Source organism: Sutcliffiella horikoshii (assembly GCF_021991925.1).
GTDB classification, from domain to species: domain Bacteria; phylum Bacillota; class Bacilli; order Bacillales; family Bacillaceae_I; genus Sutcliffiella_A; species Sutcliffiella_A horikoshii_F.
Map to the genome: position 1 here is coordinate 1 of NZ_RXZI01000005.1, position 24,855 is coordinate 24,855.

General features: G+C 39.9%; 26 protein-coding genes. 22 read left to right on the forward strand and 4 right to left on the reverse strand.

Annotation, left to right across the window (positions count from 1 at the left end; genetic code table 11):
- Nucleotides 1-384 precede the first annotated feature (384 nt).
- The 13 genes from EKQ44_RS13580 to EKQ44_RS13640 all read left to right on the forward strand — a co-directional run bounded on the left by EKQ44_RS13580 (nt 385) and on the right by EKQ44_RS13640 (nt 15,188).
- The gene (locus EKQ44_RS13580) at nt 385-960 is read left to right on the forward strand and encodes a 5-formyltetrahydrofolate cyclo-ligase (protein WP_237664097.1); all 576 of its coding nucleotides are present in this window, start codon (nt 385-387) and stop codon (nt 958-960) included.
- On the forward strand, nt 938-1,741 hold the full coding sequence (locus EKQ44_RS13585; protein ID WP_237664098.1) for a DUF92 domain-containing protein: 804 nt from the start codon (nt 938-940) through the stop codon (nt 1,739-1,741). The genes EKQ44_RS13580 and EKQ44_RS13585 overlap by 23 nt, the downstream gene beginning before the upstream one ends.
- An 88-nt stretch (nt 1,742-1,829) precedes the next feature.
- On the forward strand, nt 1,830-2,774 hold the full coding sequence (locus EKQ44_RS13590) for an L-lactate dehydrogenase (RefSeq protein WP_237664099.1): 945 nt from the start codon (nt 1,830-1,832) through the stop codon (nt 2,772-2,774).
- A 159-nt stretch (nt 2,775-2,933) separates the two neighbouring features.
- Nucleotides 2,934-3,113: a hypothetical protein gene (locus tag EKQ44_RS13595; protein WP_237664100.1), complete on the forward strand. Its 180-nt coding sequence runs from the start codon at nt 2,934-2,936 to the stop codon at nt 3,111-3,113.
- Nucleotides 3,114-3,250: 137 nt separating this feature from the next.
- Nucleotides 3,251-4,966, forward strand: a complete 1,716-nt coding sequence (locus tag EKQ44_RS13600) for a methyl-accepting chemotaxis protein (RefSeq protein WP_237664101.1) — start codon at nt 3,251-3,253, stop codon at nt 4,964-4,966.
- Nucleotides 4,967-5,049: 83 nt separating this feature from the next.
- Entirely contained in the window at nt 5,050-6,570 is a 1,521-nt protein-coding gene (locus tag EKQ44_RS13605; RefSeq protein WP_237664102.1) for a rhomboid family protein, read from the forward strand.
- Nucleotides 6,571-6,918: 348 nt separating this feature from the next.
- The gene (locus tag EKQ44_RS13610; RefSeq protein ID WP_237664334.1) at nt 6,919-8,355 is read left to right on the forward strand and encodes a spore germination protein; all 1,437 of its coding nucleotides are present in this window, start codon (nt 6,919-6,921) and stop codon (nt 8,353-8,355) included.
- A 314-nt stretch (nt 8,356-8,669) separates the two neighbouring features.
- Nucleotides 8,670-8,861, forward strand: a complete 192-nt coding sequence (locus EKQ44_RS13615) for a YqgQ family protein (RefSeq protein WP_237664103.1) — start codon at nt 8,670-8,672, stop codon at nt 8,859-8,861.
- Nucleotides 8,862-8,878: 17 nt separating this feature from the next.
- Complete coding sequence (locus EKQ44_RS13620; RefSeq protein ID WP_237664104.1) at nt 8,879-9,838, forward strand: ROK family glucokinase; 960 nt, start codon at nt 8,879-8,881, stop codon at nt 9,836-9,838.
- A 382-nt stretch (nt 9,839-10,220) separates the two neighbouring features.
- A complete protein-coding gene (locus tag EKQ44_RS13625) occupies nt 10,221-12,116 on the forward strand; it encodes an LTA synthase family protein (RefSeq protein WP_237664105.1) in 1,896 nt (631 codons plus the stop codon).
- 146 nt (nt 12,117-12,262) lie between these two features.
- On the forward strand, nt 12,263-13,459 hold the full coding sequence (locus EKQ44_RS13630; protein ID WP_237664106.1) for a M14 family metallopeptidase: 1,197 nt from the start codon (nt 12,263-12,265) through the stop codon (nt 13,457-13,459).
- 262 nt (nt 13,460-13,721) lie between these two features.
- Nucleotides 13,722-14,852 carry a YqgU-like beta propeller domain-containing protein gene (locus EKQ44_RS13635; RefSeq protein WP_237664107.1) on the forward strand — a complete coding sequence of 377 codons (1,131 nt, stop codon included), beginning with the start codon at nt 13,722-13,724 and terminating at the stop codon, nt 14,850-14,852.
- A 15-nt stretch (nt 14,853-14,867) separates the two neighbouring features.
- A complete protein-coding gene (locus EKQ44_RS13640) occupies nt 14,868-15,188 on the forward strand; it encodes an MTH1187 family thiamine-binding protein (protein WP_237664108.1) in 321 nt (106 codons plus the stop codon).
- 610 nt (nt 15,189-15,798) lie between these two features.
- On the opposite strand, the gene EKQ44_RS13645 is transcribed toward EKQ44_RS13640, so the two are convergent.
- Nucleotides 15,799-15,972 (reverse strand): DUF2759 domain-containing protein, encoded by a 174-nt coding sequence (locus tag EKQ44_RS13645; RefSeq protein ID WP_065240317.1) that lies wholly within the window; start codon nt 15,970-15,972, stop codon nt 15,799-15,801.
- Between the two features lie 103 nt (nt 15,973-16,075).
- Nucleotides 16,076-16,585, reverse strand: coding sequence for a hypothetical protein (locus EKQ44_RS13650; RefSeq protein ID WP_237664109.1), 510 nt, complete (start codon nt 16,583-16,585; stop codon nt 16,076-16,078).
- 60 nt (nt 16,586-16,645) lie between these two features.
- On the opposite strand from EKQ44_RS13650, the gene EKQ44_RS13655 reads away from it, so the two are divergent.
- Nucleotides 16,646-17,278, forward strand: a complete 633-nt coding sequence (locus tag EKQ44_RS13655; protein WP_237664110.1) for an MBL fold metallo-hydrolase — start codon at nt 16,646-16,648, stop codon at nt 17,276-17,278.
- A gap of 1 nt (nt 17,279) precedes the next feature.
- Nucleotides 17,280-18,410, forward strand: coding sequence for a class I SAM-dependent methyltransferase (locus EKQ44_RS13660; RefSeq protein WP_237664111.1), 1,131 nt, complete (start codon nt 17,280-17,282; stop codon nt 18,408-18,410).
- 197 nt (nt 18,411-18,607) lie between these two features.
- Here the strand turns inward: EKQ44_RS13660 and EKQ44_RS13665 are convergent, their stop codons facing one another.
- Nucleotides 18,608-18,853 carry a DUF2626 domain-containing protein gene (locus EKQ44_RS13665; RefSeq protein ID WP_010194612.1) on the reverse strand — a complete coding sequence of 82 codons (246 nt, stop codon included), beginning with the start codon at nt 18,851-18,853 and terminating at the stop codon, nt 18,608-18,610.
- Between the two features lie 350 nt (nt 18,854-19,203).
- Here EKQ44_RS13665 and EKQ44_RS13670 point away from each other — a divergent pair, with 350 nt between their 5' ends.
- The 6 genes from EKQ44_RS13670 (at nt 19,204) to EKQ44_RS13695 (ending at nt 22,998) form a co-directional block, all read left to right on the forward strand.
- On the forward strand, nt 19,204-19,593 hold the full coding sequence (locus EKQ44_RS13670) for a Spx/MgsR family RNA polymerase-binding regulatory protein (RefSeq protein ID WP_237664112.1): 390 nt from the start codon (nt 19,204-19,206) through the stop codon (nt 19,591-19,593).
- A gap of 119 nt (nt 19,594-19,712) precedes the next feature.
- Nucleotides 19,713-19,928: a DUF1659 domain-containing protein gene (locus EKQ44_RS13675; protein ID WP_237664113.1), complete on the forward strand. Its 216-nt coding sequence runs from the start codon at nt 19,713-19,715 to the stop codon at nt 19,926-19,928.
- Nucleotides 19,929-19,963: 35 nt separating this feature from the next.
- A complete protein-coding gene (locus EKQ44_RS13680; RefSeq protein WP_237664114.1) occupies nt 19,964-20,179 on the forward strand; it encodes a DUF2922 domain-containing protein in 216 nt (71 codons plus the stop codon).
- A gap of 67 nt (nt 20,180-20,246) precedes the next feature.
- Nucleotides 20,247-20,411: a YvrJ family protein gene (locus tag EKQ44_RS13685; RefSeq protein WP_082153495.1), complete on the forward strand. Its 165-nt coding sequence runs from the start codon at nt 20,247-20,249 to the stop codon at nt 20,409-20,411.
- Nucleotides 20,412-20,538: 127 nt separating this feature from the next.
- Nucleotides 20,539-21,609 (forward strand): undecaprenyldiphospho-muramoylpentapeptide beta-N-acetylglucosaminyltransferase, encoded by a 1,071-nt coding sequence (locus tag EKQ44_RS13690; protein ID WP_237664335.1) that lies wholly within the window; start codon nt 20,539-20,541, stop codon nt 21,607-21,609.
- Nucleotides 21,610-21,942: 333 nt separating this feature from the next.
- Complete coding sequence (locus EKQ44_RS13695; protein ID WP_237664115.1) at nt 21,943-22,998, forward strand: TolB-like translocation protein; 1,056 nt, start codon at nt 21,943-21,945, stop codon at nt 22,996-22,998.
- 115 nt (nt 22,999-23,113) lie between these two features.
- Here the strand turns inward: EKQ44_RS13695 and EKQ44_RS13700 are convergent, their stop codons facing one another.
- Nucleotides 23,114-23,266: a hypothetical protein gene (locus EKQ44_RS13700; protein WP_169817892.1), complete on the reverse strand. Its 153-nt coding sequence runs from the start codon at nt 23,264-23,266 to the stop codon at nt 23,114-23,116.
- A gap of 291 nt (nt 23,267-23,557) precedes the next feature.
- On the opposite strand from EKQ44_RS13700, the gene EKQ44_RS13705 reads away from it, so the two are divergent.
- Nucleotides 23,558-24,826, forward strand: a complete 1,269-nt coding sequence (locus tag EKQ44_RS13705; protein ID WP_237664116.1) for an ATP-binding protein — start codon at nt 23,558-23,560, stop codon at nt 24,824-24,826.
- The last annotated feature ends 29 nt before the right edge of the window (nt 24,827-24,855 follow it).

Below are 24,855 nucleotides of genomic sequence, written 5' to 3' on the forward strand. Positions count from 1 at the left end.
CGTTCCGGGTGTTCGCTTTCCGCGGGGCGAGTGCTTGAGCCTCCTCACTTCGTTGCGGGGTCTCAAGCTACCGCTACCTCCCGCTGGAGTCTCACACCCTGCCCTCCAGACAACAGAGGGAATTTCCATTTAATAATTGTTTTTTATAACTCTCTGTTGTCTTCCGTTCCGGGTGTTCGCTTTCCGCGGGGCGAGTGCTTGAGCCTCCTCACTTCGTTGCGGGGTCTCAAGCTACCGCTACCTCCCGCTGGAGTCTCACACCCTGCCCTCCAGACAACAGAGGGAATTTCCATTTAATAATTGTTTTTTGTATAACTCTCTGTTGTCTTCCATTGGTTATTTGATATGGTAGTAGGAGAGATGGTTTGTTAGGAGTGAATAAAAGTGAATGATAAGGGTCAATTAAGGGAAGAAATGAAAGCTATGTTGGTTGGGGTAGACCGATTAAGTTATGGAAAGTGGTGTAAAGAGATCCAAGAAAAGCTTTTTGCTTCAATAGAATGGAAAGAAGCCGAAACGATCGGTGTTACCATTTCGCGCTTCCCCGAAGTGAATACAGAATCCATCATCATCCGAGCTTGGCATGAGGGAAAGAAAGTGGTCGTGCCAAAATGTTTTCCAAAGGACAAAAGGATGGGATTCTATTATCTGGATGACTTTAAGCAGCTGGAAACTGTTTATTACGGTTTGAAAGAGCCAATATTGTCAGAAGTCAGTGCCTGCCCAAAGGAATCCATCGACTTGATGCTGGTTCCAGGATTGCTTTTTGATAAAGAGGGCTATAGGATCGGCTTTGGTGGTGGCTATTATGATCGTTATTTAGTAGATTTTACAGGCGTTAAGGTATCTTTGGCATTTTCACAACAATTAGTAAAAAAAGTCCCTAGAGATAGTTATGATATCCCTGTACATAAAATCGTGACAAACGAGGATGAGTATGACTGCACTGTTAGAGAATGACATTGTATTAATAGTCGGAATTGTAGTATTGGCTTGGATTGGATTTACGTGGAAAGCATTGACTTTCTCAGGTGCGATTGGAACTTTCTTAGTTGGGATCTTCATTGCCATGGGCTTTCAAGGATACGGACTTCTATTGATAGGGCTGTTCTTTGTCACCTCCAGCTACTGGAGTAAATACAATCGAAAGAAAAAAGAGAACATGGAAGATATGCATGAGAAAGGTTCGCGCCGTGACATGGTTCAGGTACTGGCTAACGGTGGTGTGCCTGCACTTATAGGGATGATGGCGTATTTCTTCCCGGCAGAATATTGGACATATGGGTTTGTAGTGTCCATTGCGGTTGCAAATTCTGATACATGGGCATCAGAAATAGGGACGCTAAGCAGAAAACAGCCGTTCTCTATCTTGCGATTGGAAAAAGTGGAGCCTGGAACTTCCGGTGCCATATCCTCTTTAGGTACCCTTGCCGCTATTGCTGGGGCGTCCTTGATTGCTATTGCATCCTATTTTTTGTGGGACGGGATTACCACAATGGCCATCTTCTGGATCATTATTTTTGGAGTGGTAGGCTGTTTCATCGATACGATATTGGGAGCGACTGTCCAGTCAGCTTATCGATGTAAAGAGTGCGGGAAGCTGGTGGAAAAAAAGATTCACTGCCTTCAGCCGACCATACTAGTAAAAGGTGTGTCTTTTGTAAATAATGATGTAGTGAATATTTCGTCGATCCTACTCGCAAGCATATTGATGATGTTTCTAAGCTTTTTCGTTCGTTAACAAAATAGATGAATATTGCTCACTATTTCACAAACTTTTCTGCTATACTGAAAATGTAATAGTAACCAAGGTGAAAAGAGGAGATACCATGAGAAACGGAATTAGTCGTGTTGCTCTAATAGGAACAGGGTTTGTCGGGTCAAGTTATGCATTTGCCTTATTGAATCAAGGGGTGACAGAAGAGCTCGTTTTAATTGATTTAAATAAAGAGAAATCTGAAGGCGATGCAATGGATCTTAATCATGGAATTGCATTTGCACCAACTCCAACAAGAATTTGGTATGGCGATTATAAGGATTGTCAAAATGCAGACATTGTGGTGATATGTGCAGGTGCCAATCAAAAGCCTGGTGAAACAAGATTAGATCTAGTAGAAAAAAATACAAAAATATTTAAAAGCATTGTAGATAAAGTGATGGGTAACGGGTTTGATGGCATTTTCCTTGTGGCGACAAATCCGGTTGATATCTTGACCTATGCCACTTGGAAATTTTCTGGCCTGCCAAAAGAGCGGGTGATCGGCTCAGGTACCATCCTTGATACAGCAAGATTCCGATATGTGCTTGGAGATTATTTTCAAGTGGATGCACGAAATGTTCACGCCTATATCATTGGTGAACACGGGGATACGGAATTACCGGTATGGAGCAAGGCGGATATCGGTGGCAAACCGATCCTGGAATTGATGGCAAAACAGGAAAAATATAAAGAAGAAGATTTGAATGAATTGTTTGTAAGTGTAAGAGATGCTGCTTATCATATAATAGAGAGAAAAGGTGCTACCTATTATGGAATTGCCATGGGACTTGTAAGGCTGACAAAGGCAATTCTTCAAAACGAAAATTCCATTTTGACGGTTTCTGCTTTTCTGAATGGAGAATATGATAGTGAGGATATTTATATCGGGGTGCCGGCGATAGTAAACCGAAATGGAATTAGAGAGATCCTCGAACTTGATTTGAATGAAAAAGAGAGCGAGCAGTTCCGCCACTCAGTAAAGGTGCTTAAAGAAATAAAGGATAAAGTATTTTGATTATCCTTATCAGCTGTTGATTTTCGCTACAGGAAAAGCGATGCCGTTATTGCAAGCGACAGTGATGTAATACTAGTCCTAAAAATATATCTAAAAACATGTCTCCTAGGAGGCATGTTTTTTTCATTTCTATGCAAAATAAGGATAGGAGGGATGAAGATGGGATTCTTACTAAGAATGTTATTTATCATTGTAGGTACATATGCGATTTATAATAATCGCTATAAAATCCTGAATTACATTTTGGGTATCAGTAGCATAAGAAGATTTGTGGTGGCATTTGGTATGGACTTACCATTTGTCCGAGATCGCTTTTTACAGACCGTTTTCCGTGGATGAACCGCCAGTTATATCTGGCGGTTTTTCTTTTGCCCTTATTCATACGTTAAAATTACATATTTTTTACATTGTATTAATATTCTTCCTCTATAATTTAGTCTGATGAATTTATTTGTACAGCGGGAGGAAGCAAAACGATGAAGCGATTAAAGAGTTTTAAAAGTAATTCTCTTAGAAAAATTTCACAAATGCTAGAAAAAATTAACCTAGGAACAAGACTGTTCCTTTTATTTACTACGCTGCTTTTGGTATCTATAACGGTCGTAGGTCTCAGTTCTTACATGAAGGCTAAAGAGATGACGATCGATAGTATAGAGAATCGGTTAGTAAGAGAAGTGGAGCTTATGGGCTACATAGCTGAAAACTTAAAGTTCACATATATTAGCGATGAAGCATATTTTATGCAGCAGCTAGAAGTAAATATCCGTTCTCAAAAAGAAAAGCTGGCAGGTGACGGAATTATCACGGATTTCTTTTATATGAAAGAGAATGAGATTCAGCCGTTTAAAGTCAGTCAAGGCAACATACCGGAATTGAATAGAACGATAATAGAGGACATGGTGCAAGAGAAAAGCGGGGTTATCATTCATACATTGGATGGGGTGGAGTATACCATCACCTTTAGAGAAATGAAAGAGCTTGATGGAATATATGCCCTTATTGTACCTACCAAGTCATTTTTGAGCCAAGTACATGAAATGGGTTATTTTACATTGGTCGTAGTGGTCGTCAGTGTCGTTATCTTTGCGATTATTAGTATATTATTCGTTCGTTCCCTTACCAAATCCCTGTCCCTTTTACGGGGAGCAATGCGGGAAGGCAGAGAAGGGAACTTGAAGTTTTCATCGGGCATCAACACAACCATCCCAGAAATTGTATCGTTAAATAAGAGTTACAATTCCATGATAATGAATATGACCCAAGTCTTGAATGAAATAAAGTTAACGACAAAAGAACTCGAAGAGACAGGAGTCCAGCTCGGACTCTCTTCTGACGATTCCATGGCTTCCAATCACCAACTCATCTCATCCATAAATCTCGTAAAAGAAGGAGCAATGCAGACAGCAGCGAGTTCGGAAGTGAGCGTACATAGTTTTAAAGAGATGAAAGAATTGATAGAAGATATGCAAAACAATATACATAACGTTTTTTCAAGCTCCAAAAGTATGACTAATTCAGCGAAGCTAGGAAAAGAACATATGCATACCTTGACTTTCACCATGCATCAAATAGGCCAGGATTTTGAACAATTATCCAACACAGTAAAAAATGTAAAAGATTACTCCGCTTCCATTACAGGGCTTGTGGGGTTGATTAAAGGGATTGCAGATCAGACTAAATTATTGGCTTTGAATGCTACCATTGAAGCGGCTCGTGCAGGAGAGGCAGGAAGGGGCTTTGCGGTGGTGGCAAATGAGGTGCGCAATCTGGCGGACCAATCAGCGACAGCTACAGAAGAAATCACCAGTTCCTTAGAGCATATGGAGTTTGTAACCACAGATGCGGTGAAGGAATTTGAAAACATGCATACAAAAATAAAGGATAATCTATATGCTGTACAGCATTCAAAAACCACATTCGATGAGCTGATGTTGGAAATGGAAAACGTTAGTTTTAAATTATCCAACATAAATTCTGATTTGGATGGGTGGAAAGAGTTCCTGCCTAATTTAGAAGCAGCAGCGGATAGTTTGCTGTCAGTATCTCAGGAAACCTCCGCTAGTTCAGAAGAGATGCTTATAGCAAGTGAAAATCAGGTGATTCAGCTGGAGTACACGAATGGCATCGGAAAAAAATTGAGTGCCCTTTCCAAATCAATGTCTGTGATAGCGGGCCGTTTTCGAATCCAATAAATGATTTTCAGATAAAAGGCTTTAGTTATATTTTTACTTTTCCTTACCTACCATATAAAATAAAGGAACGAGGAGGTGGGGATTTGAAACAGGATATAGTATTTTGGCAACTCGTACAACACTTTGTGATAAAAAAGGAGTATCGAATATTACATATATCACCAGATCAAATGGAGGTTTGGTTAGAAGGGTTGAACCACAAGAAAGCACCGATTATCCGGCTTTATCGGCATGATCTGGATTGGAGCACATGGCTTCAGCGCGATATAGAAAATGCCTCCCATCATGTGGTGAATTTTAAAAATCAGTTACGAAAGCGCAGTCTGCACGCGCTTAATATATATGTCTCCTCTTATCCGCCAGTAGACGATTGGGAGTTCAGAATCGAAGAGCCTTTTATTAAAAATAAGGCGGAGCTTCATTCCATAGTGGTGCATGAAGGGAACCTACATCGAGCATTAAATGAAATTTCCAATATTACGGGGGACGAGGTGGAAGTAAAAGAGGACTTAGTGATGGAGGAACAAGGACTTTATCATCTTAAGCAAAGCGTCCTAAATGCTTCATCTCAAAGGGTGAAGATGGAACAATCCATCTTCCAACATGGGAAACCGTTATTTACTTATCTTTTCATCTTTTTGCATCTTGTCATGTTTTATCTCTTGGAAACAAACGGTGGGAGTCAGAACCCAGAGACACTTGTACAATATGGTGCCAAGTATAACCCAGCAATTTTAGAAGGGGAATGGTGGCGCTTTTTCACACCGATTGTGCTTCATATTGGTGTATTGCATCTTCTGCTGAACACGATGGCCTTATTTTATTTAGGGAGTGCGGTAGAGAGGATCTATGGAAATGCCCGATTCTTACTTATCTATTTATTTGCGGGGTTTGCGGGCTCCCTTGCAAGCTTTGTTTTCACATCGTCCCTTTCTGCAGGAGCATCCGGCGCGATCTTCGGGTGTTTTGGTGCTCTATTGTTTGTTGGTATGACGTATCCAAAATTGTTCTTCCGGACGATGGGGATGAACATCCTGGTACTGATCGGAATCAACCTGGCTATCGGATTTACCATCCCGGGAATTGATAATGCCGGACATATTGGTGGGTTGATAGGCGGATTCTTAGCTTCAGCTGTTGTCCACTTACCTAAGCATAAAAAAACAATTCCCCGTGTATTAGGTCTTGGGGCTGCTGTGGGACTGACATATTTTTTGCTCATCCAAGGCTATGACAGCGAAAACCCGAACCTGCTACTGTCCCAAGCTGAAACGATGATTCAGCAGGAAGACTTTGAAGAGGCGCGCGGCCTGCTTACCCAACTGGAAGACAAGGAAAAGGAATACCCGGAAGTACTTTTCTACCTTTCTTTTATTAATATAAAGGAAGGTCGGATAGAGGAAGCTAGGGAACAATTAGAAAGATTGACTGCTATTGCTCCGGAATTTCATGAAGCATATTATAACCTGGCCCTTGTCTATTTGGAACTTGATGAAACACAAAAAGCATCTTCCTCCATTAACAAAGCAGTGGAACTTGATTCTAAAGGCGAGAACTATATTAATTTACAGACCGAAATCAATCGTATGGTAGAGGGTGACTAGAGTCACCGGTTTTTAAATGCACCATAAACGACTTCCTTTTTAACAGGGAAGTCGTTTATGGTGCTTGTTTATTAAATAATAGCAAAAGCGGTACTCATAGAAGATGAATGGAGCCCGGAATCTGTGACTGGAACCCTGAATCTAACTGAAACCAACTATTCAATTCATAAAAAAGGACGGCTTTTTCTTGCCCGGTTTTACTTTTTTCGAGAAATCAAAGAAATCCTTCTGAAGTTTGAATTATTTTAAGGCTATTGGCAAAAAATGAAAAGATAAAAGGTGATGATTTTAAGTTAGGTCACACTTTAGGAGGAAGGAACTTTGACTTGGCATAAACCGACGAAGAAGATGTCAGGAGATTTTGAAAAGGATGTTGGGTATTTAAAAGATAGAATGGCAGTGGATAAGAGCTTTGATTTGATCTTCCTGGACCTTCATTATGCTGGAAGAAGGATAGCCATGTTCCTGGTGGACGGGTTCGGTAAAGATGATATCATGTTGTTCTTAATGAAATTCCTGTCCGACTTATTGCCGGAAGACCTTGAGGAGAAACCACTTGATAAACTGTTAAAAACTTACATACCTTATGTCGAAATTGATAAAACAGACGATTTGGAAAAAGTCGTTGATCAGGTGCTGGCTGGACCTACAGTTATGATAGTGGAGGGCCTGGAAGAAGCTGTCATCATCGATTCGAGGACGTATCCTGTTCGTGGGCCTGAAGAGCCGGATATGGAACGGGTGGTTCGTGGGTCACGGGATGGGTTCGTCGAGACGTTGATTTTCAACTGTGCATTGATTCGCCGGAGAGTGAGGGACAGCTCACTCAGAATGGAATATATGCAGGTGGGAAGAAGGTCAAAGACGGATATAAGTCTATGTTACCTCGATGAATTGGCAGACCCACATCTTGTAGAGGAAATAAAAGCGTCGCTTGAAAAGATTGATACAGACGGATTGCCAATGGCAGAGAAGACGTTAGAAGAATTTGTCGGAGGCAGGCATTGGAACCCGTATCCAACAGTTAGATACACAGAAAGACCGGACACGGCTGCAGCCCATTTATATGAAGGCCATGTATTGGTAATCGTGGACAATTCACCAAGTGTCATTATAACCCCGGCGACATTTTGGCATCATCTGCAGCATGCGGAAGAGTACAGAAATAAACCTGTGGTTGGAGCCTACTTGAGGCTGGTAAGATTCCTCGCTGTATGGGCATCCATATTTATTTTGCCATTATGGTACTTGCTTGCTACAAATACACAGTTATTGCCGGAGCAATTGTCGTATATTGGTCCCAGCGAAGTTGGCGCGGTTCCATTGATTGCCCAAATCCTCATTATTGAGGTCGGGATAGATATGCTGAGGATGGCAGCCATTCATACACCGACATCTTTGGGTACAGCCCTTGGACTCGTTGCCGCAATCCTTATTGGGGATGTGGCAGTAAAGGTGGGTCTGTTTGTCCCGGAAATCATTCTCTACCTGGCAATAGCCGCCATCGGCACATTCGCTACACCGAGCTATGAACTTAGCTTGGCAAACCGGCTGTTTCGAATTGTCATGCTGTTGTTGACGTTCATGTTTGGTGTGATAGGCTTCATGGTGGGAATGGTTATCCTTGTTCTTTTCCTGATGATGATGAAATCGTACAATGTTCCATACCTATGGCCATTTATACCATTTAATTACCGAGGATTCCGAGATGTGTTGATACGTTCCCCAATTCCGTTGAAAAACAGGAGGCCGACGATTTTGCATCCCGAAGACCCAGATAGATAAGATCAATTTTATAGAATGTTGCCATAAAACGGATGGGATATTTCCCCACCCGTTTTTTGCGTATTTTCGTGCTTGACGTTGCAAGTGATTCCTTTATACTAAAAATGAAGTACATATCCTTTAATGCAGTAATATAGAAAGGCTACTTTAGTAAACGTTGTTGCCCAATTTACTGTCGTGCTCTTTTCCCTGCAATACTAAATTTACTACATGCATATCTAGAGTATGTAAGCAGTGAAAAGTCCTATTGCCGACTTTTTACTAGTGATTTGCAACAGTCTATTTAAAAAAGAGCCCATAGAAAAGGTGAATTCATGAAAACGATGTATGATGTAAGACAGCTACTGAAGAACTATGGTGCATTCATCTACACAGGTGACAAAGTCGCGGACATAGAAATGATGGAAGATGAGGTAAGGGAACTGTACCGATCAGGCATGTTGGATGCCGCACTCTTCCAGTCTGCCATGATGATACTAAGACAAGAGCTGTCAAAATTAACATAAAGAAAAGGTGAATGGAAATGGAAAACAAATGGCTAGTTGGTGTTGATCTTGGTGGAACAACCATTAAAATGGCGTTCATCACTCAATACGGCGAAATTGCCCATAAATGGGAAATCGTAACGAATATCAGTGAGAAAGGAAAATATATCACTACCGATATAGCTAAAGCGATCGATAGTAAACTTGAGGAACTTGGCGAATCCAAATCAAAATTGAAAGCGCTTGGAATGGGTGCACCGGGCCCAGTGAATATGGCAACGGGCTTAATCTATGAAGCCGTTAACTTAGGGTGGGAGAACTATCCTTTAAAAGATCTTCTCGAGGTGGAAACAGGTCTACCGGTAGTTGTAGATAATGATGCGAACCTTGCTGCTATTGGCGAAATGTGGAAAGGTGCAGGTGAGGGGTCCAAGGATCTTATTTGCGTAACGCTCGGAACAGGAGTTGGCGGAGGTATCATCACAAATGGAGAGATTGTCCACGGAATTAATGGTGCCGGTGGGGAAATCGGACACATTACTGTACTTGCAGAAGGTGGTGCTCCTTGCAACTGTGGTAAAACGGGCTGTCTGGAAACGATTGCATCCGCTACGGGTATCGTGCGGCTTGCAAAGGAAGCGATGGAGGAAAATCCGGGAAGTAAGCTGGAAGAAGTGGCTAAACAAGAAGGATTGACCGCAAAGGTTATCTTCGAGCAAGCTGATTCCGGAGAAGAAGTATCTTTACTTGTCGTAAACAAAGTTGCTTCATACTTAGGGCTGGCACTTGCCAACTTGGCTAATGCGATGAATCCGGAGAAGATCGTCATCGGCGGTGGGGTTTCAAAAGCGGGGGATAAGCTATTGAACCCAGTTCGTGAACATTTTGTGAAGTATCTTTTCCCTAGAACCAAGGTTGGGGTGAAAATTGCAGAAGCTACTTTAGGAAATGACGCTGGTGTGATTGGTGCTGCCTATTTAGCAAAGACGAAATTGTAAAAAAGTGTATGGTTTATTCTTGCTTCCACATGGGTAAAAATGTAGAAAGAAGCAAGCATAGTACGTAAAGGAGGCTTCTTAATCAGAAGCCTCCTTTTGTTTGACTATTTAGAATTCAATAACTTCTCTTTTTCATGAAACTTTTTTGCTTGTACTCCGTCTATTATATATAGATGCAAAACCAGCCCAACACTATTATTCTACTTCTTCCCTGTAAATGCAGTATTAATTATCCATTGATTTTTTGTAAAAAAAGTTTTAAGATATGTCGTAGCCGAAATTTTTACATGCTGAATTTTGGTAAGTGATACATCTAATCAGAATTATTATCAATAATAAAATAAAGAGCTTCCCTGTCTTTCGCTTTAAGGAGGTTAAAAAGATGAAGCAAGCCTTTAAATCTAAAGTGCCTTTTATTCTTATTGCAGTTGTACTGCTTTGGGTAAAAACCTACATTGTTTATAAAACAAGCTTTAATATTACAATTGAATCCGTTAAACAAGAATTTATCCTATTTATTAACCCGTTAAGTTTTATTTTACTGATAGCCGGCTTAGCCCTATTCTTTAAGGAAAAGGGTATGAAACGATATTTGATCATCACAAGTTTCATCGTTTCGTTTGTGTTGTATGCAAACGCCGTTTATTACCGCTTCTTTAATGATTTCATCACGATCCCGTTGCTTTTCCAATCTGGAAACATGAGTGATCTTGGCGGAAGTATCACAGAACTGATGACTCCAATGGACTTGTTGATGTTTACGGACGTGGTCATCCTGATTGCTTTAGCGAAATGGACACCACAATTTGTGAGTATGTCTACCTGGAGACCGAAAGTACGTAAAATGTACTTCCTTTCCATTGTTGGTATCTTCCTGTTTAACTTGGGATTAGCAGAAACGGAAAGACCACAGCTATTAACACGTACTTTTGACCGTGAGATCCTTGTCAAAAACTTAGGGACTTACAACTATCACGTGTATGATGCTGTGCTTCAATCCAAGACACGCGCCCAGCGTGCGATGGCAGATGGAAGTGAGCTTGCAGAAGTTCAAAACTATATAAATGCCAATTACAAAGCTCCGAACGATGACTTGTATGGAGTTGCAGAAGGAAAGAATATCATCATTGTGAAAATGGAGTCATTACAAAGCTTTGTCATTGATAATGAGATCAATGGTGAACCAATTACTCCATTTTTGAACGAGTTAAAAGATCAAAGTTATTATTTCAACAATTTTTATCACCAGACAGGGCAAGGGAAGACGTCTGACTCTGAATTCTTATTAGATAACTCCTTATATCCTGTTGGCAGGGGTGCTGTTTTCTTTACACATGGAACAAATGATTTCCACACAGCAACTCCTAATGCCATTCAGGAGAAAGGTTACACTCCAGTTGTGTTCCATGCAAACAACAAGAGTTTCTGGAACCGTGACGTGATGTATGACTCATTAGGATACGAAAAGTTCTTTGACATTGCGAGCTATGATGTCAATGAAGAAAACTCTGTCGGTTGGGGGTTGAAAGATGAGGAATTCCTCAAACAATCCGTTCCTCACATGAAGGAACTTCAACAACCGTTTTATGCTAAGTTCATTACATTGACTAATCACTTCCCATTCGTATTGGATGAAGAAGACAGATTCGTTGATGAGTTTGATTCCAACAGTCGTACGTTAAATCGCTATTTCCCGACTGTTCGTTACATGGATGAATCACTGAAAACCTTCTTTGATGAGTTGAAAGCAGCTGGTTTATATGAGAACTCCGTCATCATTATGTATGGTGACCACTATGGTATCTCAGAAAATCATAATGAAGCAATGGGCCAGTATCTAGGTAAAGAAGTTACTCCTTTTGATAACGCACAGCTACAACGTGTACCTATGATTGTTCATATCCCTGGTGTCACGGATAAGAATCCTAAGGAATTTGATACTGTTGGAGGTCAAATTGACCTCAAGCCTACCATCAAACATTTAATTGGTATGGAAACGAAAAACGATATACAATTCGGTGAGGACTTATTCTCTGAAGAACGTAATGACTTTGTAGTATTCCGTGATGGAAGCTTTGTTACGGATGAAGTGGTTTACACCAAGAATGCTTGTTATGATAAAGAAACAGAAGAAGAAGTAGAGCAAGAAGCATGTGAACCATATATGGAAAAAGCTAAGAAAGAGCTTCAGTACTCTGATAAGATTATATACGGAGACCTACTGCGCTTTTATGATGGAACATCCATTCAACTAGATGAGAGTAAGCTTGATGAATAACTAAAATAATGCTGCCATGAAGATTGGTTAAATCTTCGTGGCAGCATTTTTTGTTTGATTTCATACCAGCTTTAAGTGCGTTCTAAAACTTTATGAACATCCATAAGTTTTAGGTATAGACGTGTTTATTAGGTGGTGAGTATACGTTGGACGTAGTGAGCAGAAGAGGGGATACTCTATGGTATTTCAGTCAATTATTCCAGATACCCTTTTCATTGGTTGTGGATTCAAATAAAGATCTACCTTCAGAATCCCTTCTTACTAAAGGAGATACAATTTTCATACCAGGTTATATCAAGTCAACTTATGAGATGAAAGATGGTGACACCCTATCATCTATAATCCATCAAAAAAGAATCCCGATGGACTTTATATTTTTGATGAATCAAGATAAAGATCCATCGCGACTGAAACCAGGAGAAGTGATTTGTCTTCCTGAAAAAGTGTGCAGGCCAATAGTAAATCCAAAGAAGTTATATGATTATGATACTTTTCTACATGATCTTAACAAATTAAAAGAAGTATACCCCTTCCTGGAATGTACCTCTGTTGGACAATCCGTGATGGGGAAGCCTATCCATCACATGAGAATAGGAAAAGGTAACAAAAAAGTTCATTGGAACGGGAGCTTTCATGCCAACGAATGGATAACAAGTGCTGTAATTATGAACCTCCTTAATGATTATCTACTTGCCCTCACTAATGGTGTTCCACTGAGAGGGCTGCCATGCCTTCCACTATATGAAGGGACGGAGCTGTCCATTGTCCCAATGGTCAATCCGGATGGTGTCGATCTGGTGCTTAATGGGCCCCCTAATCTGAAGCCCTTCAAACAAATGGTAAAAAAGATCAATCAAGATCGAGCAGATTTCATGGGATGGAAAGCAAATATTAGAGGGGTGGACCTGAACAAACACTTTCCTGCAAATTGGATGGTGGAGAAAGTCCGAAAGGAAGAAAAGGTACCTTCCCCACGAGATTACCCTGGAGACTCCCCTTTGACAGAGCCAGAGGCACAAGCAATGAGGGAGCTTGCAGCAAAGGAGAACTTTGACAGGGTAATTGCTGTTCATACACAGGGAGAAGAATTCTACTGGGGATACGAAGGGTTAGAACCGCCTGATAGCGAGAGGATAGCGATCGAGTTTGAGCACGTAAGTACGTATAAGAGCGTGCGATATGTAGATAGCCATGCGGGATTTAAGGATTGGTTCATACAGGAGTTTAGGAAACCAGGATTTACACTTGAATTGGGAAAGGGTATCAATCCTCTTCCATTATCGCAATATGATACAATCTACCCAAAAACATTGGGTATTTTCTTGGCTTCCTTATATCTATAAGGAAGTCTTGCCATTTAGGAAAAAATGAAACGACAACGTCGGGAGAAGCTGAACGGTGGGCCACCAATGGCATAAGATAGCTGAGTGGCTCCCTTTTTCCCGTGACAGAATCACCTAAATCTTTTTAGGTTAACATTAAATAGAGTATTTATAAACACGAGAATTCGTAAATATTACTTTAGGAATAAAAATATTTTTCTCTTGTATTGAAACCTTTCCTCCCTCATAATCGTTAGTAAGATAGGGAAAAAGGAGGGGTGCAATGAAAAGAGTCTTATTTATTATTACAATAGTTCTTTGTATGTTGTCTGGATGTCAATCTCCTCCAACCCCCAAGGAAGTCAGCAATGCACCTTTACTATCTAACCATGCGAAACCTAAACCTTTCAATCCTTTAATACTTCATAATGAAACTTTAGAAATGCTCTCGATACCTGCTGAACAATTCAGTACTGTAGCTGAATGGCTGAATGATGAAACAATATTATATATAGAAAATGATGGAACAGGGTCTAAAGTGCTATCTTTCCATATATTGAGTGGGGAAACAGAGCTGTTCTTCGAATCAGCGGAAACCATTATTTCCGTCACTGCCAATAGTGATTTTGACCTATTTTTAATTCGTTCTGCCCCATCTTATACAGAAGGAAAATTAAGTATCGTTTCTGATAATGGAGAATTAATAGCGGGGTGGAATTTTGTTGACTCCATTGACCTAGTTACTTCTTGGGATCCTTACACAGGGGAAAAACTGCTGGTGTCTTCCTTTAAAGAAGATTGGTCCTATGACACCTATATTCTTGATGTACCTACACAAAATATGATAAAAAAGAATGTGGACGACCCATTTGTTCAATGGCTGTCTGAAGAGAGAGTGGGGTTTATCAATTGGAATCAGGAAATGCCACTATTGGAAGCACCTTTTTTCTCATATAATCTTACAACGAACGAAGCCAAAGAGATCTTGGAGAAAATAGTAACGTTTCAGTCCTATCATAAACTGTTATTTACAGTTGGAGACGTAAAAGACGAGCATATTGGATTGTACACCTTTTATCGTCTTCCAGACTTTGAAAGCGTCTATTCTTATGAGGCACCACTTTTAACCATGTATTCCAACTACCTCATCCCTTACTCGGCTTATGTAGTGGGGACGGAAAGGTTTTTTACATTTGAGCCAATAAGTGCGGGAAGTATTGATGTATACGCGGGAGGCTTTCAATTTGTAGAGGTTGATGTTGCAGAGGGGACAAAAAAAGTATTATATGAAGATATGGAAAATAAACCGATAAAATTCTCCCCGAATGGTCTATTGTGTTTATATGGATATCAATTAGAACAAATACTGATACCATCTACGGGTGAAATGCTAAATTTAGTGGAAGTATTCTAGAGGAGGATCAAGGAAATGGCCATAGTAGATGTAACCGTCATTCCGATTGGAACAAACGGACCAAGTGTGAGTGATTATGTAGCGGAGATTCAAGATATTCTAGAGGGATTTAAAGAAGAAGGAAAGATTAACTATAAATTAACTCCGATGAGCACCATTATCGAAGGAGAACTTCCGACGCTTATGCACGTCATTCAAGTTATTCATGAAGCTCCCTTCCAGAAAGGCCTGCATCGGGTGGCAACCAACATAAGAATAGATGACCGTCGTGACAAGAGTGTACAAATGGATGACAAGCTGCGTGCTGTGGAATCCAAAAGATCAAATTCAATATAAAACAAACAAAGCAAAGCAACCTTTTGCTTGGCTCAGTTTGTAGACAAAGTTACTCAACCTTCAAGGTATGCAATAACCATATTGATCGTAGTGGAAGACGCGCAGACTCCTGCGGGAGGAAGGGACATGGGAGACCCCGCAAGGCGTAAGCCTGAGGAGGCTCCCGGACCGCCCGCGGAAAGCGAAGCGTCTGGAACGAAGATCAATAGTTAAAAGGAATCCTAAAAATAAATAGGGTTTGTCAACAGTCTGAGCCAAGCAACCTATTGCTTGGCTTTTGCCTACATAAAAAATCCTTTTGTTATCCTTCCTTGCCCCTGACACTTTGTACACTTTTTGTAGAAGGGAAGTATGAAGAGCTTCTTTCTTCCTGATCCGTGACAAGTTCCGCATAAAGTTTTTACTGCCAATATTATCGCCCTCCTTGTTAAAAAACCTTTTATCTTTATTATTTCCAAGCCGGTCACAAACTAACGAGGAATCCATATATTTTCAGTATATTCAATTATAAATAAAATGCTTATTAACCTCTCCTACACAAAAAAGAGTATTCTTCCATTAAAGGAAAAATACTCTTTTTTGTGCAAGCGCAAGGCGCTCCAATTTTTAATTAGTGTGCTACAGGATAACCGTGTTGAATGATAGTCATTACGGTAAACCAACCAAACACTGCAACGGTTCCAAAAGCGAAAAGAACTCCTAGGAAGTTTTTTTCTTTCAGGGAACGGACAAGTCCTAGTACACATAAAATTGTTACAAGTCCAAAGATAATAACTAATGGCAAGGTTAACGCCCCTTTCAGAAATCATTTCTATTTGAAAGAAATCACGAAAAATAAAGTATGTAATGGCACATTACACTCCACTTACATTTTAAATGTTTTCTTACTATTTGTCGAGGTCAAAAAATGACACTTCTATGTCATAAGCCTTGGCTACTTTTATAATATATTCTTTATGTTCTTTGTCAATAATATACGATTTTTTATATTGTTCCTCCATTGCGATAATGGATTCCTCTAATTGTATAAGAAACATGTTGATATCTTCCTGTCTACCGCTTTCAATCCGAAAAATAGAAACCATATCCTGATACAGAAAGTGATTATTCTTTTCCGTTATAAAGCCATAATCAGTAAACAAGGAACTGGCAATCGGATTTTCCAATAAAGAAAGTACATAGGTTTCCTCTAAAATACAACGATCCGCAAGCATGTTCTTTACAACCTTTGCTTCCATCGCAGTATTTGCGATAAGTAGATTGTCATCCACATCAAAAATACTGGCAATCTGTTTCATTTGCAAGAGGAGGTTCTGAAAGTATTGCGGTTTGTCATCTGCACATTGTATTTCTAATCCATACATCGACTTCATCGGCAGTTTCCTTTCGTTTCTCAAGTTCTACTTCTTAGTGTAAAATAGATGAATAGATACTTCAAGGAAAGGTGTGGAAGAAAAATGAAATGGACTCAATTGCCACTAGGGCCCTTACAAACTAATGCATATCTGTTAATCAATGATAAGAAAGAGTGCCTTATCTTTGATCCAGGGAGCGAGGGGGATGCATTTAATGCTTATTTGGAAGAAAAGTCCCTGCAACCATTGGCAATTCTTTTAACCCACGCTCATTTCGATCATATCGGTGCGGTGGATGCGGTTCGCAGCAAGTGGGATATTCCAGTTTACATACATAAAAAAGAAAAGAATTGGTTGATGGATCCCAGTTTGAATGGTTCTCAGTTCTTCCAGCTCGGCCCAATCAAAGCCGACCCTGCAGATCATATTATCCAGGGGGAAGAGAAATTGACATTTTCCAATTTCGAGCTTGATGTTCTCTTCACTCCGGGACATTCCCCAGGAAGTGTCAGCTTCTACCACAAAGAAAGCAAGGTAGTTTTTGCGGGAGATGCCCTTTTTGCAGGGAGTATCGGAAGAACCGATCTCCCAGGCGGTAACCACGATCAACTTATACAAAGCATACACAACAAGCTGATGACCCTACCGGAGGAGACAACTGTTCTTTCAGGCCACGGGATGACCACAACCATAGAAAGGGAAATGGATAGTAATCCTTTCTTGAACGGCTTCTAAAATGGTACCTAAGCATTTAAAAGAAAAGATAGAGAGCGCCCCTGCCCTACGTTTAGACTATGCACAATTTATGGAGGAAGTCCTCTATCATCCTGTACATGGCTATTATATGAAGGATAAAGAAAAGGTGGGGGCGAAAGGGGATTTTATTACATCAAGTAACATTCACGATATATACGGAAAAATCTTCGCCAAGCTCTTTATACACTATTTCCATGAGGCAAACATTTTGCCTGTGCTGATTGAAATAGGTGGTGGAAACGGTAGATTTGCTGCTCAACTCCTTACAGAGGTGGAAAGGATAGATCCTCTCCTCTTTGATAAACTTGAATACATCATGGTGGAGACAAGTCCTTTTCATATTTCGTTGCAAAGAAAAGCCATTCCAAGATCCGCACGTGTTACTTATTGCCGTTCCATTGATGAAATTCCAAAAGAAAAACACAATGGTGTTATTTTCTCTAATGAACTTTTTGATGCCCTGCCTGTTCATGTTGTGGAATGTGTAAGTGGGGTGATACAAGAAGTGTTTGTGACAATGGATAATGAGAGCAATCTGGTGGAAACAAGGATCCCATTAGTAAATCCGGCTATAAGTGATTATTTGACTTTTCATGACATTACCCTTGTGGAGGGACAACGATTGGAAGTTCCCCTTGCAATGATTGCTTATGCGAAAATGCTGTCAAAAAAACTGGAGAAAGGGAGTATCATCACGGTCGATTATGGTTATAGATTCTCAGATTTGGTTCATGAGGAGCGTAAAGGTGACAGTTTGAGGGGATATTTCCAACATACCATGGTGACAAATCCACTGTTGCATCCATATGATATGGACCTCACTACCCATGTACATCTCGATGCGTTGGAAAAGGTGTTTTTAGAGCAGAGACTTGAACATATATGTACAATGAGGCAGGGGGAATTCCTGGTGGCAGCAGGGATACTTGATTATCTGCAGGAGAATCAGGATCCCAACCCTTTTTCAGAAAAAAGCAAGCAAAACAGAGCCATCCGCTCCCTCATCATGGACAGCAGCTGGAGCAACTCCTTCCACGTCCTGGTACATGAAAAGAATACAAACGTGTGGAGCGATTTATTAAATAAATCAACCAGTACTATAATAAAATAGAGCCCCCCCTGTTGACGGAACACATTTTTTTCGCGCGATGAATCCTCGCCGAAGCCTTCCTTGTCCTCTAGGAGAGGTAGCGGTAACTTGAAACCCTTTAACGGTGTGAGGCTCGCATCGCCCCGAAGGAAGCAAGACGAAATAATAAAAAGCGATTGACATAAGTCAATCGCTTTTTATTGTTTAGGTACGTATGTTTAATGACCACCAGATCCAGGCACCATCATAAATGTTGTCCAATACGAGAAGGCAACAAAGAAAATTGTTAAATATGCTCCGAAAATATAGATGTACATACGTTCAGATAGCTTAAGATAACTTAATAAAATGAAGAATACCGTTTGTCCGAAGAAAAGTAAAGACGTTTGAGTCATGTGGCCAAGATAAAACATAACTGCAAAAATCCCTGTCCAGAAACCCATTACACGGTACATACGATCCATATGTATCCCCTCCTTACGCACTAATCCTTATGCTTGTCACTTACCTATTATAATGTACCAATACTTTACTTGTAAATAAGCGTTTGTTTCTAGTTTGTGACGATTGCATGATAAGTACATTTTTCTCCAGCCTTAGCCAGATTATACAACTCTTTTTCTATGATTCTTATTTCCATTATAAAGCAAAAAGAAACATTCGTCTTGCATTTAAAGAGTTAATAAAACAGTTGTCGTTTTTTGTTCAAAAAAATAATTATCTTTTTGCTGTACAAAAGTTATACAAATAGTATACAATGAGATTAACATAAAAACTTATTAAAATGATCATAAAAAACGGGGAGGTAAGTAAAATGAATGAAATCACTTTTTACAGTTATCCAAGTTGTACATCCTGCAGAAAAACAAAGAAATGGCTAAAGAGTAACAATATCACGTTTCAAGAAAAGCACATCTTCAGGGAAACCCCTAACCACGATGAGATGATGAAAATCCTTTCTTTAACTACAGAGGGGATAGATGAAATCTTGGCAACAAGAAGTCAAACATTCAAAGATCTTGGAATCGACGTAAACGAATTGACCGTATCCGAACTGATCAAGCTTATTATTGAAGAACCTAAGCTGCTAAGAAGACCTATCATCACAAGTGGTAAAAAACTGATTGTTGGCTATAACGAATCGGCTTTACAAAAGCTGAATAGACAAAGAGCAAAGGTGGATTTAAAGAAATCCGTTTCATAATATCTGTCCAAACATTCCGGGAGACAAAAATTGTCCGGAATGTTTTTTTGTTTTTCTTTCAGCCTTTCACTACTTTTCCCCATTTTTTCTTTATATAGAAGGTGAAAGGGGGTGAGAACATGGCAGATTACGCAGTAGAAAATGTCCAACTTCGTCTTATGTATGAACTTGGAGAGGATGGCAGAGGAAACTTGATGTACCGTACTAAGAACTACAACAACGTAAAGGTGGATGCGGAGGCAACAGCACTTTTACAAGCAGCAGGAGCGATTTCTGGTTTGCAAACAACACCAGTATCGACTGTTAGACGCAGTGAGTTGCACTTCCTAGGGTAACGAAAACGGAACTAAAATAGAAAGGAGGAACCCTAATGTTTACATTGGAATTGCTCTTCTTAAATGAAGAAGGATCGGCTGTGAAGATTTTAGTTGACGATCCCAAGATAGATTTAACAGCTGAGGAAATTGAACTTGCGATGGATGCCATTATTGGAGCGAATGTTTTCACATCCAAAGGTGGAAACTTTGTTGAAAAAAATGGTGCAAGGATCATTGAGCGTAATGTAACAGAATTTGAAATAGTATAACGAGGACAAGAAAGGTCTACTTTTTATGGTAGGCCTTTCTTATTTCAGAAGAAAGGAGGAATTGGCCATGGATCAGTGGTGGACATGGATAAGCGAAGTGGGATTCCCGATTGTCGTAACGTTCTATTTGTTGCACCGTATTGAACAGAAATTAGAAAATGTAACAAAGTCGCTGCAACAGCTTCCCTATCAATTATCTAAACAGTCACTGCCTTCAAGGGGGATTAAATAAAGCATAAGGGCAGGCTGACGAAACAGAAAATATGGTTCTCAGCCTGTGCTTTTACTAAATGCTTTGCCTTTCCATCTTATTTCGATAATAATATAGAGTAGAGAATGACATGAAGGATGTTGATATGATGAAAAATAAAAAAATAGTATTCACAGGTGGAGGGTCTGCAGGACATGTCACACCAAATATCGCAATTATAAACAAATTAAAAGCATCTGGTTGGGATATTACATATATCGGTTCTAAAAATGGTATTGAAGAAGAAATTATAGGCAATGAGAAGATACCTTTTCATGGCATTTCCAGTGGAAAGCTTCGCAGATACTTTGACTGGAAGAACTTCTCTGATCCTTTACGCATTATTAAGGGGGCAATGGAGGCGCTGTTCATCTTAAGGAAAGAAAAGCCAAGTGTTGTTTTCTCCAAAGGCGGATTTGTGACAGTTCCCGTTGTGATGGCAGCCAAGATGTTGAAAATACCGGTTATTATTCATGAATCGGACATTACCCCGGGACTTGCCAATAAAATTGCCACAAAGTTTGCAACAAAAGTCTTTGTCACATTCGATGAGACGTTAAAGCATTTTCCGAAAGATAAAGTCCTTTTCACAGGTTCACCTATCCGTGAAGAGTTGTTTAAGGGAAAAGCCCAAGAGGGGAGGGCATTGCTCGGTTTTCACGAGCAAAAGCCAATACTCACGATTATGGGTGGAAGCCTAGGTGCCAAGAAAATAAATGAAACCTTGCGTCAGATCTTGGATGAACTCACAGATCAATTCCAAATTGTTCATATTTGCGGGAAAGGAAATGTGGACAGTTCTCTACAAGGAGTCAAAGGGTATAAACAATTTGAATATATCAATCAGGAACTTCCTGATGTGTTGGCTGCATCGGAATTTATCATCTCCCGGGCGGGGGCAAATTCAATTTTTGAATTTCTCGCCTTGCGGAAACCGATGCTGTTGATTCCTCTCTCCAGAAATGCGAGTAGAGGTGACCAGATACTAAATGCACAATCCTTCGAGAAAAAAGGGTTTGCCAAGGTTTTATTTGAAGAAGAGTTAACAAGTGACACTCTGCGTAAGCAATTAAATACCTTAAAAACAAATAAAGAAGTGCTGCAAAGAAAGATGGCAGAGGATAGCGCACCTAATACACTTGACATTATCCTGCAAGAAATCGTGAAGGCAGCAAAATAAAGTAAGAAGCGGGTCAAGGTGCTTTTGTGTGTAGACAAAGTCCAACAATGATAAAAATTTCTAGTTGATCGCAGTGGAAGGAGAGGAGACTCCTGCGGGAGAAAGGGACAGGGAAGACCCCGCAAGGCGTAGCCTGAGGAGGCTTCCGGACCGCCCGCGGAAAGCGAAGCTCCTTCAACGGAGATCAACTGTTTCAAGTGTTAACCTATCTAATTTATAGTTTAACAACAGTCAGAAGCAACCAGTACTAGGTTGCTTTTTTTATTTGTTGTAAGTAAAATTTCCCATTCGGGATAAACTATCACCATCCACTACGAAAGAGAGAGGCCGACTATGAAAAAACAAACATTAAAATTGTTCACGATAGCTCTCATCGGATTTGTCATCATCATTTCCGTGCTCTTATATTTCTTTTCTGAACGTTTTACACGTGCTTGGCTACCGATTGATAATGGTTTCGGGGAAACGGTCACCTTATCGCCGGATGACAAATCTATTGTATTCCCGTTCTATCAAAGTGGGGATGGAGCATTGTATCAAGCAAATGTGGATGGCAGCGAGGTAAATCAATTAACCTATCCAAGACAGGCTGAAAGTCACGTGCACCCCAGATATTCTTCTAATGGAGATAAACTACTCTTTCTTTCCCAAGAAAAAGGAAAGGGTTCTTTAAAACAATCTTTATATCTTATGGATAGTGACGGCAGTAACTTAATAAAGCTATCAGATGAAGATGAGCTCATAACGGACGCAGTGTTTTCTGAAGATGATCAATTCATCTATTACTTTGTAGCGCAAGATTATAAAGAAGGAACTGAACTGGATGAGGGACCAACAAACATTGATCTATATTCAATTTCTGTTGTAGGAGATAATAAAGAAAGGCTCACACATGATGAAAGCGTAAAGAAAAGAAGTTTATCCCTAACAGAAGATGGGGGGAAACTTGGGTTTGTGGAATGGGTGCTGGATGAGGAGGAAGGTTTAAGTTCTTCATTTGTCATGATGGACACAGATACTAAGGAAAAAGAATATGTAAACCCGAACTTTGATTTTAAGACCAATATTATATACAGTGCGAAAATATCTCCTGAGGGAGGCCTAGTTGCGTTCTCTGCAGCAAGTGAAAATCCTCGCAAAAAGTCTCAATTTATTTATGAGATGTACACAATGGATACTGCTGGGAATGAAGTGCAACCGATAACAAGCTTTCGCACATTGATTACAGAACCAGTATTCTTCCGCGATAAAGATCGAGTATTATTCATTCAAGACCAGAGTTGGCTAAGAGGGAAACCGAATTATAAGTTGTGGGCAGTGGACATTGACGGTGAACAGATCAAGTCCATCACCTTGCAAATGCCACAATTTTCAGGAACAATTCTTTAATTTGGGTAGTTCCCAGGGAAAAAACTTTACGTTAATTTTAGTTTATACTAATCATTAAAAAAGCAGCGCAAGCGTCCAATGAACGCCAGCCCTGCTTTTTTTTGTGCTATGTTTATTACTGAATCATTGGAAGTAAATAGCTAATAATGAACCAGATGATCCCGAAAAATATGATTAGATAAGCTGTGTATTTGATGAATGTAGATGCAACCATTCCTCTATCCTCTTTTGTTTCCCTTTTATCAACCCTTACATCTTTATCTTCCATTCTAACCCCTCCTGGGAAAATCTATATTTACTGGATACATACCCTTATGATAAAGGCATAAACCTTTTCGAAGTTAATAGGAAGAAAGCGCTATACTACAAAAGTAAGTAGAAATCCCGGTTCAGGAAAGTGTATAATGAAAAAATAGTGTAATTCAGTAATTTAGCAGATAACTTTCCCAAGTGGGACTTTGTATCTATATCAAGCATTAAAAGATATAATTAAGAAAATGACCTTTTGTAGGTTATTACTTTCGTTAAAATCAATCATCTAAGATATAAGAGGTATTTTATGAAAAGGAAATGGCTAAAATTTATACCTTTAATCTATCTGTTCTTTGGAATTGTATGGATTGGCTTAACAGATTATTGGTTATATGTCCTAAATCAAAATAATCATCATGTTATAGCAGAATATATAAATTTGCTCAAAGGCTGGTTGTTTATCCTCATAACAACTGTATTGTTGTATATGATGTTGAAGAAGCACGAAGCATTGAAGGAGCTGGAACAAAAGGAGCAGGAGCTTTCCACGCTTATCAATAATATGCCTGATTTTGTTTGTTTCAAGGATGGGCAGGGCAGGTGGCTTCAAACGAATGACTACGGTCTTGCTCTTTATGATTTGCAAAATATCAATTATAAAGGGAAGACAGACCTTGAGCTCGGAGAATATTCACCTCACTTCAAGGAAGCCTTTGAATATTGTACAGAAACCGACAGGCAGACTTGGGAGGGAGGTCAAACCTCCCGTGAAGAAGAGTCATTCTGTTTGGCGGATGGTGAACAAAAGACGTTTGATGTTATTAAAGTCCCCCTATTTTACCCAGATGGTCGCAGGAAAGCGCTTGTTACGATAGGGAGGGATATATCCTCGCTGAAGAAGACGGAACAGCTGTTGGTCACAAAAGAAAAATTATCTGTGGTAGGAGAACTCTCTGCAGGTATTGCCCATGAAATAAAAAATCCATTGACAGCGATTAAAGGCTTTATCCAGCTGATTCAAAAATCAGGCAAAGCAAACCGACAACATGTGGAAATGGTGCTATCCGAAATCGATAGAATAAATGAAATCGTTTCTGAACTGTTGGTGCTTTCCAAGCCGCAGACGAAGGAACTCACCCTCCTTCCAATTTTGGATATCATACAGTATGTGATAAAACTGGTGAGCAATGAAGCCCGAAATAATAATATCACTCTAGAAATCTTGGATATGCATGAGGATATGTTAATTAGGGGTGATAAGAACAGTCTCAAGCAGGTTTTCATCAACCTTGTCAAAAATTCAATGGAAGCAATGCCAGCAGGAGGGAAAATTGAAATAAGCGGAAAGCATGACCGTATGGAAGGTGTTATTGTCACAGTAAAGGATGGGGGTAACGGTATCAGCCCTTCCAATCTTGAAAAGCTTGGAGACCCCTTTTTCACCTCAAAAGAAAAGGGGATGGGTCTTGGCTTGACCATTACTAAAAAGATAATCCAGGAACATAAGGGACAACTTAAGATTGAAAGTGAAGAAGGGGTTGGGACAACGGTCACCGTTTTACTACCATCACATTGAAAAATGTGCGTTTGTATAGAAGATAGATG